Source organism: Limnohabitans sp. INBF003 (assembly GCF_055396645.1).
Window position 1 is genome coordinate 3,245,618 of the sequence record NZ_AP029222.1, and the last position, 12,921, is coordinate 3,258,538.

The following is a 12,921-nucleotide window of genomic DNA, read 5'->3' on the forward strand; positions in this document are numbered from 1 at the left end:
GGTTCACATGGCCCTCAAATCCACCATCTACAAAGCCAACCTGTCGATCGCTGACATCGATCACAGCTACTACGAAGACCACCAGCTCACGCTGGCGCGCCACCCCAGCGAGACCGACGAGCGCATGATGATCCGCCTGCTGGCGCTGGCCATCAACGCCTACAAATTGCAGGCCGTGTGCAACGGCGACGGCAAGCTGGCTTTTGGCGCGGGCCTGTCGGACCCGGACGATCCGGATTGCAGCTTGCGCGACTTCACAGGCCGCACCCGCATGTGGATCGAAGTCGGTCAGCCCGAAGACAAGCCGATCATGAAAGCCTGCCAGAAGGCCGACGAGGTGCTGTTGTATTGCTTCAACCACGCGGCCGAAGTCTGGTGGAAGGGCATCGAGACCAAGCTGACCCGCTTGGACAAGTTGCAGGTCTGGCGTGTGCCGACCGAAGGCTCTCAGGAGCTGGCCAAACTGGCCGAGCGCAGCATGCAACTGCAAGCCACGGTGCAAGAAGGCTCCGTCACCTTCAGCAGCGACAAGGGCAGCGTGCACATTGAGCTGATTCGCTGGAAGTAAGGCAGGCCACTGTCTTGCGGTGCGGCCAATCTGACTGTGCGGTCTTGGTAGGTCGGAGCTTTAGCTCCGACAGGGATGTCAACGATGCACGTCGGAGCTAAAGCTCCGACCTACAAATCCAGCTTGGTTTGGGCCTCTGCGGCGGCCTTGGCCCAGTGCCGGTCCTCGGCTGCGCGTTCGGCGTATTTGTTGAAGCGCCATGACGTGCCATCCACCGTGATGCGTTGCCACACGGCGCGTTTTTCGCCGGGGGTCATCTCGGTCCACAGCTGCACTTCTTCAAAGCTCCTGCCACAGCCTTTACAGGTTTCGTCGCCCTGGCTGGTGGAGCAGATCGCGATGCAGGGCGTGTCGGGTGTGGTGGCGTACCAGTCCTGCCAGGCTTCGGCTGCGGCCAGGGGCAGCGTGAACTCATCGGCCAGATCGTGCTTGTAATAGACCATTAGCGCATACACCTCGGCCAAAGCACGCAGCTCGCGTGGCAGCGCGACCCCGTCGGGAGAGGGGTTCTTGATTCGCCAGTGGTTGATGGCGGCTTCGATGTCGGTGATGTGGATTCCGGCCATGGTGTGTCAGGTGCAGGTCGGCGATCATAGCGCCTTCATGCTGATCGAAAGCGTAAGGGGTGAAGGGGCAATTCCCCCAAAATTCAAAAGGTAAAACAAAAATAAGGTTTAATTCAGCCCAGAAGGGGAGTAGCTCCCTGTTGCCGAGGCCTGCAAAGCGCCCCCGGTTTTGGTAAGCCGTCAATACGTAGCGCAAGCTTCCGGTTTACCAGGCACAAGCCACGCTTGTTGCTGAGCAAGACCTTCGATCCAAGCCTGTCAAGGGTGGGTCGATCTTGTGGCGTACGGCATGTCTGCTGTCTGCACATTCCCGACTCCCCCCAAGCAGGTTCAACACATTGAACCGGAGTCTTCTATGGAATTTTTATCGGCACCCTGGTGGTCGGCATTGCTGGCCATCATCTTGATTGACCTTGTGCTGGCGGGTGACAACGCCATCGTGATCGCCCTGGCGGCCCGCAGCTTGCCTGCCGACCTGCAAAAGAAAGCCATTTTTTGGGGCACCGTGGGTGCCATCGCGGTGCGCGGCGTGATGACCATTGGCGTGGTCTGGCTCCTGCAAATCCCCGGCCTCATGCTGGCCGGTGGTTTGGGCTTGCTTTGGGTGGCTTACAAGCTGTTGGCCGACACGGGCCATGGCGACGACCATGGGCCTGTGGCCAGCACCTTTTGGGGTGCCATGAAAACCATCGTCGTGGCCGATGCCTTGATGGGTGTTGACAACGTCTTGGGCGTAGCAGGTGCGGCGCACGGCGCATGGGACTTGGTGATCCTCGGCTTGTTGATCAGCGTGCCGATTGTGGTGTTTGGCAGCTCGGTGGTGCTCAAGCTGGTCGAGCGGTTCCCGATCATCATCCAGTTGGGTGCCGCTGTCTTGGCGTTCACCGCTGCCAAGATGGTGGTCACTGAGCCTTTGCTCGACAGTTTCTTTGATGCGCCTTCGCAAGCCGTCTGGCGTTGGGCCGTTTATGTGCTGGCCATCGTGGCGGTCTTGGGTGCAGGCTGGCTGAGCACACGCAAGACGCCCGCCAACGCCGGTTGAGTCACATTCAGCGCTCGGTCTGCATCTCCCGGATCTGAGCTTGTACTTGCCGCAGCCGGGTGTCCACAATCGAGGCTTCGATGTGGTCGCCTGCTTGCAAGCGGTTGTTTTTGGCCCACTCTTGCGCCGCGCGAAAGCGGTCCACGGCACCCGACCCATCCATGCGGGCCATTTGGGCTTCACCCTCGGCGCGCAGTGAAGCCAGTGTTTGCCCTTGTAAGGCCAGCATGCTGGCCAGGGTGTCCCAGGCTTGTGCATCGTGCGGTGCCTGTGTGACTTGTTCGCGCAACTGCCGTGTGATGTCGGCGCGCAGCGGATGTGCAGGCAGTCGCAGCAAAGCCTGAGCCGTGGCCAGGAGTTCCGGGCGTTGTGGCGTTTTGCCACCCAAAGTCTGCAACACCTGCAGCGCGACACCAAAGCGTTCTTGTTTGGTGGCCACTTCGGCTTGAAGCAAAGTCACCAAGCGCTTGGCTTCTGTGGCCTGCGGTGTCACTTGCGATACGGATTGCGACAGGGTTTGCCAAGTCCGTTCTGCGGCGGCTGCATCGCGCAATTGCAAGTGTGCCAATGTGGCGGCGTACAAAGCACCGGCTTTTTGTGCAGGTGATGCTTGCGCCGAAGTGGCCTTGCTGTCTTGTGTCCAAGCCCTCAAGGCCTCCACACTGTTTTGCGACATCACCTTGGCCCGTGCGGCCAGCATGGCTTGCACCAAGTCCGCTGGCACACGCGAAGTGCTGCTGCTCAGCTGCAGGCGCGCCTGCATGTCGGCGATGCGTTCGGTGGTCAAGGGGTGGCTGCGCAGGTAGGGGAATGCGCCGTTGTCGTTCACGCCAGCGGCTTGTTGCAGCTTGGCGAACATGCCTACAAAGCCTTGTGGGTCATAACCGGCGTCGGTCAGCACCCCATAGCCCACTCGGTCGGCTTCACGCTCCATGTCGCGTGAATAACTCAGCTGCGACTGGATTGCCGCTGCTTGCCCGCCCACGATCAGGCCTTGTGCGGCTTGCGGGTTCTTGCTGATGGCCAGCGCCCCCAGAATCATCGAGCCAATGACCAAGGGCATCATCTTGCCTTGCTCGTCCATCGACCGTGCAATGTGGCGTTGCGTGACATGGCTCAACTCGTGCGCCAACACCGAAGCCAGCTCGTCGTTGCTGCCAACCACCGCGATCAAGCCCAAATGCACACCCAGATAACCACCGGGCAGTGCAAACGCGTTCACCGACCGGTCACGCCCCAGCAAAATGCGCCAGGCAAAACGCTCTTGCAAATCGGGCGACAGCTCGCCACGGGCAGCGGCCGCTTTGACCAGCGGTGCCCACAGACGCTGAATGTATTCATCCAGAACCGGGTCTTCCAGATAGTCTGGATCGCGGTACAGCTCGCGTGCAATGCGGTCACCCAATTTGCGCTCGGCACTGAGCGAAATGCCTTCGCTGTTGCCCAAGGACGGCAAAGCGTTGGTCTGGGTCCAGCCCGGTTGCAAGCCCAAGGCCCCGAGCAGCAAGAGCAGCATCAGTTTGGAAGGGCGGAATGTATTTTTCAAGGTGATCGACGTCCCGTGGATTGACCTGTTGGTGGCCGTATGATGCGCCATTCTTGTCAACCTTTTGTAAATGGTTTTTTACCAAGCACAGCCATGACCCCCTCTACCGATGTCTTGACCCATTTCGACGCCCAAGGCCAGGCCCACATGGTGGATGTGGGCGGCAAATCCAGCACCCGCCGCATCGCCGTGGCCACCGGCCGCATCGAGATGCTGCCCGCCACGCTGGCGCTGATCCAGTCGGGCACCGCCAAGAAAGGCGACGTGCTGGGCATCGCCCGCATCGCGGGCATTCAGGGGGCCAAAAAAACCAGCGACCTCATTCCACTGTGCCACCCGATCGGCCTGACCCGTGTGGCGGTGGAGTTTGAGGTGCTGAGCGCAGACAACGCGGTGGTCTGCACCGCAACGGCAGAGACGGTGGGCCAGACCGGGGTGGAAATGGAAGCGCTGACGGCAGTCCAAGTGGCCCTGCTGACGATTTACGACATGTGCAAAGCTGTCGATCGGGGCATGACCATCAACGGCGTTACGCTGCTGGAAAAGCACGGGGGCAAGTCGGGCAGTTTTGTGGCGGGGAAGTAAAAACCACATCCACCCTAGCTTGGGCGCTCAATGCCCAGGCATCGGCTCTGCCGGGAATGCCGCACGCCACCTTGCCGAGTGCTGTTGCACCAAATCCTGCCTGCCCAGCATGTGCGCACTCAGGATCAACTGCCGCACCACTCTGGGCTCGGGTGAGTAATGCAGCATCTCCAGACTCGTGGCCAGCACCCATGGGGCGTTTTCCGGCGTGACACGGGTCATGGTCAGCTCGGCAAACGTCGCTGAGCGGCTGAAAAACCAGCTGCGGTGGGCGGCCCCCAACGGATCGTCACGCCACACCGGCCAGCGCTGGTGGGCCGGCATGTAAATTTGCCGTGCTTGGGCGTAGTCCGCGCCCACCAAGCAAGCCATGGCCAGGATCAAGCCCCCGGCCAGCTGGATGGATCGTGAGGCCTGTGCCTTCAGGTCTGAGCCGAATGACACAAGCAAGACCCCGCACAGCAACACAGCCATCTGGAAGGGGCCGTACCAAAGCGGAAATTCCAGCAGGCTGTGCAAGCCGATCACGGCCAACACCGACCAAGCCAATTGGTGCGCGGGTACGCGACTCAACCAGGGGCGCGCCCAAGCCAAGGCGGCCAGCAAACCCAAGCCCAAGGCGATGGCAGCAGGCACACCCAAAGTCACGGCCAGGTGCAAAGGCAGGTTGTGGGCGTTGCCCAGAATCTCGCAGAACCTTTTATCGGGACCGCCCTCGTAGGCCGTGATGTAGTGGGCGTATTTGAGTTCGTCCCAGCCCCAGCCCGTCCAGGGCTTTTGGCCGATCAGCTCCAGCACATTGGCCCACAGCACGCGTCGGCTGCCGCAGCCTTCGTTGTGGCCCATGCGGGTCAAAGCATCGATGACGTCTTGCCCGGACAACACGCTCAAGCCCCAGGGCAGTGCCCAGTTGGCCAGCAGGTAGACCGCCAAGGCCCAAAAGGCCAAGCGGGTGGACAGCTTCGACGCTTGCAAACGGCTGCGCCAGGCCCAGAAGGCGACCAAGCTGCAAACCAAGAGCATGTGCAACAAGCCTGTGCGCGATGTGGTGGCGGCATTGCCGATGGCCAGCAGCGCGAGCATCCACAGCGCGTGGCGGGTTCTGAGCCCGTTGGCTTGCCACCAGAGCACTGCCAGAATGCCGACGGCCAGCAAGGTGGCCAATTGGTTGCGCTGCCGCAAGTTGGCATTGGCTTCGCCCAGAGCGGGCACATGCAGCCAGGCGCTGAACGCAGACGCTGCGCCAAAGTACTGGATCAGCCCCATCGCGCAGCTGATCAGGGCGGCCCAGGCCCATGCGCGGGCGATGTCCAATGGCTGGATGCGCTGGCCCCCCAGCATGAGCAAACCGATGCAAGTCCAACTGACCAGCAGGGGCACGGTATTGGCTTGTGGTGCGGGTGACCAGGGCGCGACCCAAGGCAGCACCATCAACATGCCCAAGAGCCAATCCGGGAGTGAGAACGGTCGTTTGAATGGGCTTGTGCGTGTCGGGTTCAGCAGCATGGGGTCATCACCATGAAAAACGCCCTGGGTTCAGCAGGGCGTTGGGGTGTGCAAAAGACGTTCAAGACGCTTTGCAGGAAGCAGGCAGGTACTTGAGCGGCAAGCCATTGCTGCTGGCCGGGCCGCAGCGCCAGCCCGAGATGGTTTTGCCGCCATCGGTACTGCCGTTGACGGCCGTGTCACCGGTTTGCAAAGGCGTCAACGCGATGGCATTGGCCGATGCGCTGGTGCTGCCGCGCAAGGCTTCGTGCTTGCCCACCACGGTGATCACGCCATTGCCGTCCACAGTGACGCTGGCCACGTATTTGCTGTCTTGGCTTTCGCAAACCTTGGGCAAAACCGCAGACACATTGGCATCGGACGAGGAGCTGACGGCTTCGTTGACTGCAGTTTTGCAACTGTTGGTGGCCAGCAGCATCTCGGAGGCCTTGGCCCGGATGGCGTAGTCCTGGTAGGCCGGCAGCGCCAGCGCACCCAGAATGCCGATGACCGCGATCACGATCATCAACTCGATCAATGTCAAACCGTGTTGGTTTTTTTTCATGGTTTATCTCCCTGGTGAATGGCCTTTGATGGTAATTCAATCACCGGGCAAACTCCACCACGGATGCGCCTGGACAGATCACTCAGCCGATGGCTCGGGTTTCTTGGCCGAAGCCATTTTGCCGATGCCCAGAACCAAAGCAGCGCCCAGTGCAGGGGCCACATAGTGCAACCAGCCATTGGCTTCAACGATAGATTTGAGCGCGACGTCGCTGACGATGGTCTCACCACCCACCCAGCCGATCAGGCCTGCGCCGAACCAGATGATGATCGGGAAACGGTCCATCAGCTTGATCATGAGCTGGCTGCCAAAAATGACCAAAGGAATGCTGATGGCCAAGCCGAGAATCAACAAGGTCATACTGCCCTTGGCGGCGGCAGCCACGGCGATCACGTTGTCCAGGCTCATCACCAGATCGGCGATCAGGATGGTGCGGATGGCGACCCACAGACCGGCTTTTTCGCTGCCACCTTCGTCGCCTTCGTCATCGCCATGCAGCAGTTGTGTACCCACCCACAGCAACAAGATGCCGCCCACGATTTGCAGGTATGACAGTTCCAGCAGTTTGGCGGCCACCACCGTCAGGCCAATCCGCAGCACCACGGCGGCACCCGAGCCAAACATGATGGCTTTCTTTTGCTGTTCGGCAGGCAGCGAACGGGCTGCCAGCGCGATCACGACCGCGTTGTCGCCTGACAAGATGATGTTGATCCAGATGATCTTGATCAGACCGATCCAGAATTCGGGGTTTTGCAGCAATTCCATTGTTGTTCTCCGTCAATATAAAAAACCAAAGCGCTGACAACCTGCGTTGACAGCGCTTTGAGATGCAGGTGCCCGAGTTTAACGGGCGATGCCTGCAATGGCGTGCGTAATTGCCCTTATGACCAAGCCTCAAGAGGCCCGGGCAGAGGCATCACTTCAGCTGAGCCTTGAGCAATTTGCCCAGTTCTGACGGGTTGCGTGTGACGATGAAGCCGCACTCTTCCATGATGGCCAGCTTGGCATCGGCTGTGTCGGCACCGCCAGAGATCAGGGCACCTGCGTGGCCCATGCGCTTGCCGGGAGGGGCAGTCACACCGGCGATGAAGCCAACGACGGGCTTCTTCATGTTGGCCTTGCACCACATGGCGGCTTCGGCTTCGTCTGGACCACCGATTTCACCGATCATGATGACGGCGTCGGTGTCTGGATCGTCGTTGAAAGCCTTCATCACGTCGATGTGCTTCAAACCGTTGATCGGGTCGCCACCGATACCGACAGCGCTGGACTGGCCCAGGCCGACTTCGGTCAACATCGCCACGGCTTCATAGGTCAAAGTGCCCGAACGGGACACCACGCCGATGCGGCCTTTGCGGTGGATGTGACCGGGCATGATGCCGATCTTGATTTCGTCAGGGGTGATCAGGCCTGGGCAGTTGGGGCCGAGCAACAAGGTTTTCTTGCCGCCAGCGGCTTCCTTGGCCTTCATCTTGTTGCGCACTTCGAGCATGTCACGCACTGGAATGCCTTCGGTGATGCAGATCGCCAGGTCTAGGTCGGCTTCAACGGCTTCCCAGATGGCAGCGGCTGCGCCTGCTGGGGGAACGTAGATCACAGACACGGTCGCGCCAGTTTGCGTGGCGGCTTCCTTGACGGTGGAATAGATTGGGATGTTGAAGATGGACTCGCCCGCCTTCTTGGGGTTCACACCCGCGACGAAGCAGTTCTTGCCGTTCGCGTATTCCTGGCACTTTTCAGTGTGGAACTGACCGGTTTTGCCGGTGATGCCTTGGGTGATGACTTTGGTGTCTTTATTGATGTAGATCGACATGGGTTTTCCTAATCAGTTGGGGACAGAGCTAAAGATCTGTCCCGCAAAGTCATTATTTAACGGCGGCAACAATGGCTGTCGCGGCTTCGGCCATGGTGTCGGCAGAGATGATCGGCAGACCGGATTCGGCCAGCATTTTCTTGCCCAGCTCGTCGTTGGTGCCCTTCATGCGCACGACCAGTGGCACGGACAGGTTCACGGCTTTGCAAGCGGTGATCACGCCGGTGGCGATGGTGTCGCACTTCATGATGCCGCCGAAGATGTTGACCAGAATGCCTTTGACATTCTTGTTGGCCAGCATGATCTTGAAGGCTTCAGTGACTTTCTCGGCCGTTGCGCCGCCGCCCACGTCCAAGAAGTTGGCTGGCTCGCCGCCGAACAACTTGATGGTGTCCATGGTGGCCATGGCCAAGCCAGCGCCGTTGACCAGGCAACCGATGTTGCCGTCCAGGCTGATGTAAGCCAGGTCAAACTTGGAAGCTTCCACTTCAGCTGGATCTTCTTCGTCCAGATCGCGGTAAGCCACGATTTCAGGGTGACGGAACAGCGCGTTGGCGTCGAAGTTGAACTTCGCGTCCAGGGCCATCACATTGCCTTTGCTGTCGCGGTTCAGCGGGTTGATTTCGACCAACGAAGCGTCGGTTTCCATGTAGCACTGGTACAGCTTCTTGAAGATGTCCACGGCTTGTGCGGTGGAGTCAGCAGGCATACCGATAGCGTCAGCGATCTTCTTGGCTTGGGCATCGCCCAGACCGGTCAAAGGATCGATGAACTCGGTGATGATTTTCTCGGGAGTGGAATGCGCCACTTCCTCGATGTCCATGCCGCCTTCGCTCGAAGCGATGAAAGCGATCTTTTGTGTGGCGCGGTCGGTGACCACAGACACGTAATATTCTTTGTTGATGTCAGCGCCGTCTTCGATGTACAGGCGACGGACTTTTTGGCCTTCGGGGCCAGTCTGGTGGGTCTTGAGCTGCATGCCCAGGATCTCGCCAGAGATGCGTTTGACGTCTTCAATGGTCTTGGCCACTTTGACGCCGCCACCCTTGCCACGGCCACCGGCGTGGATCTGGGCCTTGACCACCCACACTGGGCCGCCCAGTTTTTGAGCGGCTTCAACAGCCTCTTGAACGGTGAATGCCGGGATGCCACGGGGAACGGGCACACCGAATTGACGCAAGATTTCCTTGCCTTGGTATTCGTGAATCTTCATGAGGTCTTCTCTCAGAGGGGTGGAAATTCGACAGGTCCGCCGGGGTCCTTGAATCAAGGTAGCCCGCCAGCAGGCTCTGGACACTGCAGCCTGCGACTGTATCATGCTGCAATGCACCAATCCTGATCCTTGCGTCTTACATTGACATGACGCTGAGGACCCGATTTCTTGAGAAAGTAATACCCATGGCCAAAATATTCATCGATGGCGAAGCTGGCACCACAGGTTTGCAAATCCGCGAGCGCTTGGCGCTGATGCCCCAGATCGAGGTGCTGAGCATCGACCCGGCCCGCCGCAAAGACCCCGAGGCCAAGCGCGAGCTGATGGCTGCCGCCGATCTGGTGGTGCTTTGCTTGCATGACGATGCCGCCATCGAATCGGTGGCCATGATCGACAGCCTGCCCGGCCGCAAGCCCCGCATCGTGGATGCATCGACGGCGCACCGCTGCCATCCCGATTGGGTGTTTGGCTTTCCTGAATTGGCGGCCGATCAGTTGGCCGCCGTGCGCCAGGCCGAGCGCGTGGCCAACCCCGGTTGCTATGCCACGGGCGCGATTGCCATCTTGCGGCCTTTGATTGATGCCGGCTTGCTGCCGCGTGACTTCCCGGTCTGTTTGCCATCGGTCAGCGGGTACTCCGGCGGTGGTCGGACCATGATTGAGGACTACGAAGCGGGCAAAGCCCCGTTGTTCGAGTTGTACGGTTTGGGCCTGCAGCACAAACACATTCCTGAAATCATGCGTTATTCGGGACTGACTTGCCGCCCCTTGTTTGTGCCGTCTGTGGGCAACTTCCGCCAAGGCATGCTGGTGCAATTGCCGCTGCATCTGGACGCTTTGCCCGGCAAACCCACCGGCACCGATCTGCACGAAGCCTTGCGCGCGCACTATGCGGCCAGCCAGGCGGCGGGTGGCTGGGTGAGCGTGGAGCCTGCAACCGACAACCTGAAGCTGGATGCGTTGGCGCTGAACGACACCAACAAGCTTGAAATCCGGGTGTTTGCCCATGAGGCGAATCGCCAGGCCGTGGTCATTGCCCGCCTGGACAACCTGGGCAAGGGTGCCAGCGGCGCGGCGGTGCAAAACATCGAGTTGATGCTGGGCTTGTGACGGGCGCTTTTCGAGCTGTGTGACCCAGCACACGGTCACGCCCTGAACTCTTCAAGATACTGAAGCCATCGACAGAGCCTTCTGGCGGCTCTCCCCAGCTTGATGTGCCCCTTCGGGGGCAAGACAAAGCAAGGTGGTTTCCCTGGTATCAGGGAGGTTCATTGGGGGGAGCCCTCAGAGGGCTTTGTGGACTGTGCCTTCAGTTCAGTCTTCGTCGGCGCCTTGCACGATTTTGCGCACCACCTCGGCGTTGAACCCACGGGTCATCAAAAATCGGATCTGTTTGGCCCGGTCGTTCGGGTCAGTTGCAGGGCGGTCAAACTTTTTGCGCCAGACGGCCAATGCGCGGCTGAACTCGGTTTCGCGCAGACCCTCCATCGCAGCGGTCACGGCTTCACCCGACAGGCCTTTGGCGGCCAGCTCTTGTTTCACACGCGCAGCGCCCAGTTTGCTGGAGCGGCGGTGCACCACCGATTCAATCACCCGCCCTTCGTTGATGAAGTCCCGTGCCTGCAGCTCGTCGAGCGCTTTGGCCAGTTCGCCTGGCACTTCTTCGTGGGGTGCCAGCTTGCGTTCCAGCTCGGTGCGGGAGTGTTCGCGCTGGCTCAAAAGGCGCAAGGCGCGCCCTTTGAGCGAGGGTTGAAAGCCGGGCTTGTTCATGCGGGGCTGTGGTGGCGTGGGCTCAGTCGCCCTTTGCTTCGGCGATGGCCGATTCCAGCAAACGGATGCCCAGCGACTCGCGCACCTTGTTCTCGATCTCGCGGGCCAGCGCCGGGTTTTCGCGCAAAAACTCGCGGGCGTTGTCACGGCCTTGGCCGATTTTTTCACCTTGGTAGGCGTACCAGGCACCGGATTTGTCGACGATCTTGGCGGTCACGCCCATGTCGATGACCTCGCCTTCGCGGCTGATGCCCTCGCCGAACAGGATGTCGAATTCGGCGGTCTTGAAGGGTGGTGCCACTTTGTTTTTGACCACTTTGACTTTGGTCTCGTTGCCGATCGCGTCGTCGCCTTTCTTGATGGTGCCGGTGCGGCGAATGTCCAGACGGACGGAAGCGTAGAACTTGAGCGCGTTGCCGCCCGTGGTGGTCTCGGGGCTGCCGAACATGACGCCGATCTTCATGCGGATCTGGTTGATGAAGATGACCGTGCAGTTGGTCTTTTTGATGGTGGCGGTCAGCTTGCGCAGGGCCTGGCTCATCAGGCGGGCTTGCAGGCCGGGCAGGCTGTCGCCCATGTCGCCTTCGATTTCGGCCTTGGGGGTCAGGGCGGCCACCGAGTCGATGACGACCAGATCGACCGCGCCGGAGCGCACCAGGCTGTCCACGATTTCCAGCGCTTGCTCGCCAGTGTCGGGCTGGCTGACCAGCAGTTCCTGTAGGTTGACGCCCAAGTTTTGGGCATATTGCACGTCGAGTGCGTGTTCGGCGTCGACAAAGGCGCAGGTGCCGCCCAGGCGTTGCATTTCAGAGATGACTTGCAAGGTCAGGGTGGTTTTGCCCGAAGACTCAGGGCCGTAGATTTCGATCACGCGGCCACGGGGCAAACCACCCACGCCCAGGGCGATGTCCAGGCCCAAAGAGCCGGTGGAGACGACTTGGATGTCGGCGATGGCTTCGCCTTCGCCCAGACGCATGATGGTGCCTTTGCCGAATTGTTTTTCAATCTGGGCCAGGGCGGCTTGCAGGGCTTTGGACTTTTCGCTGTTGTCGTCGCTCATGGGAATCTCCTTGAATATCAATGGGTTGGGGCACCGGGCTCAGCGGGGATGCGCTGTTGACTGGATGCTTGAACAGTACTGTAAACGAACTGTATAAACCTGTGAACACTATTTTTGGTCAGTTTGCCTTATCATTTGCACGATGACAAAAGCGCCTAAATCAACAGCCAGCGAACAGCCAGACTGGGCCGATGACCGATGGCGCCAAACCCATTTGGGTCGACTGCTCGGGCATGCCATGCGCCGTTTTGACGAACGTGTGCTGTACTTGATGGCGGGCAACGAGGGTGTGCCGCTGGCCTTGGCCAATTTGGCGTCGCGTGACCAGATCAGCGCTGCACACATCCACATCACGCGGCACCTGGCGTTGGAGGGCTCTCGCCTGACCGATCTGGCCCGTGCGGCAGGCATGAGCAAGCAAGCCATGGGCGATCTGGTGACCCAGTGCACCGCCTGGGGCCTGGTGCAACGCGAACCGGATTTGACCGATGCCCGTGCGCGGCGCGTGGTGTTCACGCCTGTGGGGCTGGCCTGGCTGCAGGCTTTCAAGGATGCGGTGGCCCAAGCCGAGGCCGAGTTCCGCGATGCCGTGGGCAAGGATGTGGCGACCGTGGTGGCTTTGGGCCTGGAGGCTTATGCGCACTGAAAAGCAGGCAGAAGCACCCACGCCAGACACTAGAATTGCAACACCCCGGTGATCAGCCCGGAG

At 60.2% G+C, this 12,921-nt stretch carries 14 protein-coding genes; 5 read left to right on the forward strand and 9 right to left on the reverse strand.

Annotated elements, in window-relative coordinates; translation table 11 throughout:
• Positions 1-7 precede the first annotated feature (7 nt).
• On the forward strand, positions 8-568 hold the full coding sequence (locus tag ACZ5VE_RS15170) for a YaeQ family protein (protein WP_464455945.1): 561 nt from the start codon (positions 8-10) through the stop codon (positions 566-568).
• A gap of 110 nt (positions 569-678) precedes the next feature.
• On the opposite strand, the gene ACZ5VE_RS15175 is transcribed toward ACZ5VE_RS15170, so the two are convergent.
• Positions 679-1,134 carry a DUF3717 domain-containing protein gene (locus ACZ5VE_RS15175; protein ID WP_464455946.1) on the reverse strand — a complete coding sequence of 152 codons (456 nt, stop codon included), beginning with the start codon at positions 1,132-1,134 and terminating at the stop codon, positions 679-681.
• A gap of 355 nt (positions 1,135-1,489) precedes the next feature.
• Here ACZ5VE_RS15175 and ACZ5VE_RS15180 point away from each other — a divergent pair, with 355 nt between their 5' ends.
• Entirely contained in the window at positions 1,490-2,176 is a 687-nt protein-coding gene (locus ACZ5VE_RS15180; RefSeq protein ID WP_464455947.1) for a TerC family protein, read from the forward strand.
• 7 nt (positions 2,177-2,183) lie between these two features.
• On the opposite strand, the gene ACZ5VE_RS15185 is transcribed toward ACZ5VE_RS15180, so the two are convergent.
• Positions 2,184-3,692, reverse strand: coding sequence for a M48 family metalloprotease (locus ACZ5VE_RS15185; protein ID WP_464457514.1), 1,509 nt, complete (start codon positions 3,690-3,692; stop codon positions 2,184-2,186).
• Positions 3,693-3,815: 123 nt separating this feature from the next.
• Between ACZ5VE_RS15185 and moaC the strand changes: the two genes are divergently transcribed.
• Positions 3,816-4,307, forward strand: a complete 492-nt coding sequence (moaC, locus tag ACZ5VE_RS15190; protein ID WP_464455948.1) for a cyclic pyranopterin monophosphate synthase MoaC — start codon at positions 3,816-3,818, stop codon at positions 4,305-4,307.
• Positions 4,308-4,334: 27 nt separating this feature from the next.
• On the opposite strand, the gene ACZ5VE_RS15195 is transcribed toward moaC, so the two are convergent.
• The 5 genes from ACZ5VE_RS15195 to sucC form a co-directional block, all read right to left on the reverse strand.
• The gene (locus ACZ5VE_RS15195) at positions 4,335-5,744 is read right to left on the reverse strand and encodes a PglL family O-oligosaccharyltransferase (protein WP_464457515.1); all 1,410 of its coding nucleotides are present in this window, start codon (positions 5,742-5,744) and stop codon (positions 4,335-4,337) included.
• A 130-nt stretch (positions 5,745-5,874) separates the two neighbouring features.
• Positions 5,875-6,357: a pilin gene (locus ACZ5VE_RS15200; RefSeq protein ID WP_464455949.1), complete on the reverse strand. Its 483-nt coding sequence runs from the start codon at positions 6,355-6,357 to the stop codon at positions 5,875-5,877.
• Positions 6,358-6,435: 78 nt separating this feature from the next.
• The gene (locus tag ACZ5VE_RS15205) at positions 6,436-7,122 is read right to left on the reverse strand and encodes a TerC family protein (protein WP_464455950.1); all 687 of its coding nucleotides are present in this window, start codon (positions 7,120-7,122) and stop codon (positions 6,436-6,438) included.
• A gap of 151 nt (positions 7,123-7,273) precedes the next feature.
• Positions 7,274-8,170: a succinate--CoA ligase subunit alpha gene (sucD, locus tag ACZ5VE_RS15210; protein WP_464455951.1), complete on the reverse strand. Its 897-nt coding sequence runs from the start codon at positions 8,168-8,170 to the stop codon at positions 7,274-7,276.
• Between the two features lie 52 nt (positions 8,171-8,222).
• Positions 8,223-9,383 carry an ADP-forming succinate--CoA ligase subunit beta gene (sucC, locus tag ACZ5VE_RS15215; RefSeq protein ID WP_019429940.1) on the reverse strand — a complete coding sequence of 387 codons (1,161 nt, stop codon included), beginning with the start codon at positions 9,381-9,383 and terminating at the stop codon, positions 8,223-8,225.
• Positions 9,384-9,568: 185 nt separating this feature from the next.
• Between sucC and argC the strand changes: the two genes are divergently transcribed.
• A complete protein-coding gene (argC, locus tag ACZ5VE_RS15220; protein WP_464455952.1) occupies positions 9,569-10,492 on the forward strand; it encodes an N-acetyl-gamma-glutamyl-phosphate reductase in 924 nt (307 codons plus the stop codon).
• A 204-nt stretch (positions 10,493-10,696) separates the two neighbouring features.
• Here argC and recX read toward each other — a convergent pair whose 3' ends face one another.
• The gene (gene recX / locus ACZ5VE_RS15225) at positions 10,697-11,152 is read right to left on the reverse strand and encodes a recombination regulator RecX (RefSeq protein WP_464455953.1); all 456 of its coding nucleotides are present in this window, start codon (positions 11,150-11,152) and stop codon (positions 10,697-10,699) included.
• A gap of 22 nt (positions 11,153-11,174) precedes the next feature.
• A complete protein-coding gene (recA, locus tag ACZ5VE_RS15230; RefSeq protein WP_464455954.1) occupies positions 11,175-12,212 on the reverse strand; it encodes a recombinase RecA in 1,038 nt (345 codons plus the stop codon).
• Positions 12,213-12,354: 142 nt separating this feature from the next.
• On the opposite strand from recA, the gene ACZ5VE_RS15235 reads away from it, so the two are divergent.
• Positions 12,355-12,858 carry a MarR family winged helix-turn-helix transcriptional regulator gene (locus ACZ5VE_RS15235; protein WP_464455955.1) on the forward strand — a complete coding sequence of 168 codons (504 nt, stop codon included), beginning with the start codon at positions 12,355-12,357 and terminating at the stop codon, positions 12,856-12,858.
• Positions 12,859-12,921: the final 63 nt, after the last annotated feature.

Coding starts and splice junctions, on each gene's coding strand:
- ACZ5VE_RS15170 (WP_464455945.1), top strand. CDS start 8: ATGGCCCTCAAATCCACCATCTACAAAGCCAACCTGTCGATCGCTGAC.
- ACZ5VE_RS15175 (WP_464455946.1), bottom strand. CDS start 1,134: ATGGCCGGAATCCACATCACCGACATCGAAGCCGCCATCAACCACTGG.
- ACZ5VE_RS15180 (WP_464455947.1), top strand. CDS start 1,490: ATGGAATTTTTATCGGCACCCTGGTGGTCGGCATTGCTGGCCATCATC.
- ACZ5VE_RS15185 (WP_464457514.1), bottom strand. CDS start 3,692: ATGCTGCTCTTGCTGCTCGGGGCCTTGGGCTTGCAACCGGGCTGGACC.
- moaC (WP_464455948.1), top strand. CDS start 3,816: ATGACCCCCTCTACCGATGTCTTGACCCATTTCGACGCCCAAGGCCAG.
- ACZ5VE_RS15195 (WP_464457515.1), bottom strand. CDS start 5,744: ATGTTGATGGTGCTGCCTTGGGTCGCGCCCTGGTCACCCGCACCACAA.
- ACZ5VE_RS15200 (WP_464455949.1), bottom strand. CDS start 6,357: ATGAAAAAAAACCAACACGGTTTGACATTGATCGAGTTGATGATCGTG.
- ACZ5VE_RS15205 (WP_464455950.1), bottom strand. CDS start 7,122: ATGGAATTGCTGCAAAACCCCGAATTCTGGATCGGTCTGATCAAGATC.
- sucD (WP_464455951.1), bottom strand. CDS start 8,170: ATGTCGATCTACATCAATAAAGACACCAAAGTCATCACCCAAGGCATC.
- sucC (WP_019429940.1), bottom strand. CDS start 9,383: ATGAAGATTCACGAATACCAAGGCAAGGAAATCTTGCGTCAATTCGGT.
- argC (WP_464455952.1), top strand. CDS start 9,569: ATGGCCAAAATATTCATCGATGGCGAAGCTGGCACCACAGGTTTGCAA.
- recX (WP_464455953.1), bottom strand. CDS start 11,152: ATGAACAAGCCCGGCTTTCAACCCTCGCTCAAAGGGCGCGCCTTGCGC.
- recA (WP_464455954.1), bottom strand. CDS start 12,212: ATGAGCGACGACAACAGCGAAAAGTCCAAAGCCCTGCAAGCCGCCCTG.
- ACZ5VE_RS15235 (WP_464455955.1), top strand. CDS start 12,355: ATGACAAAAGCGCCTAAATCAACAGCCAGCGAACAGCCAGACTGGGCC.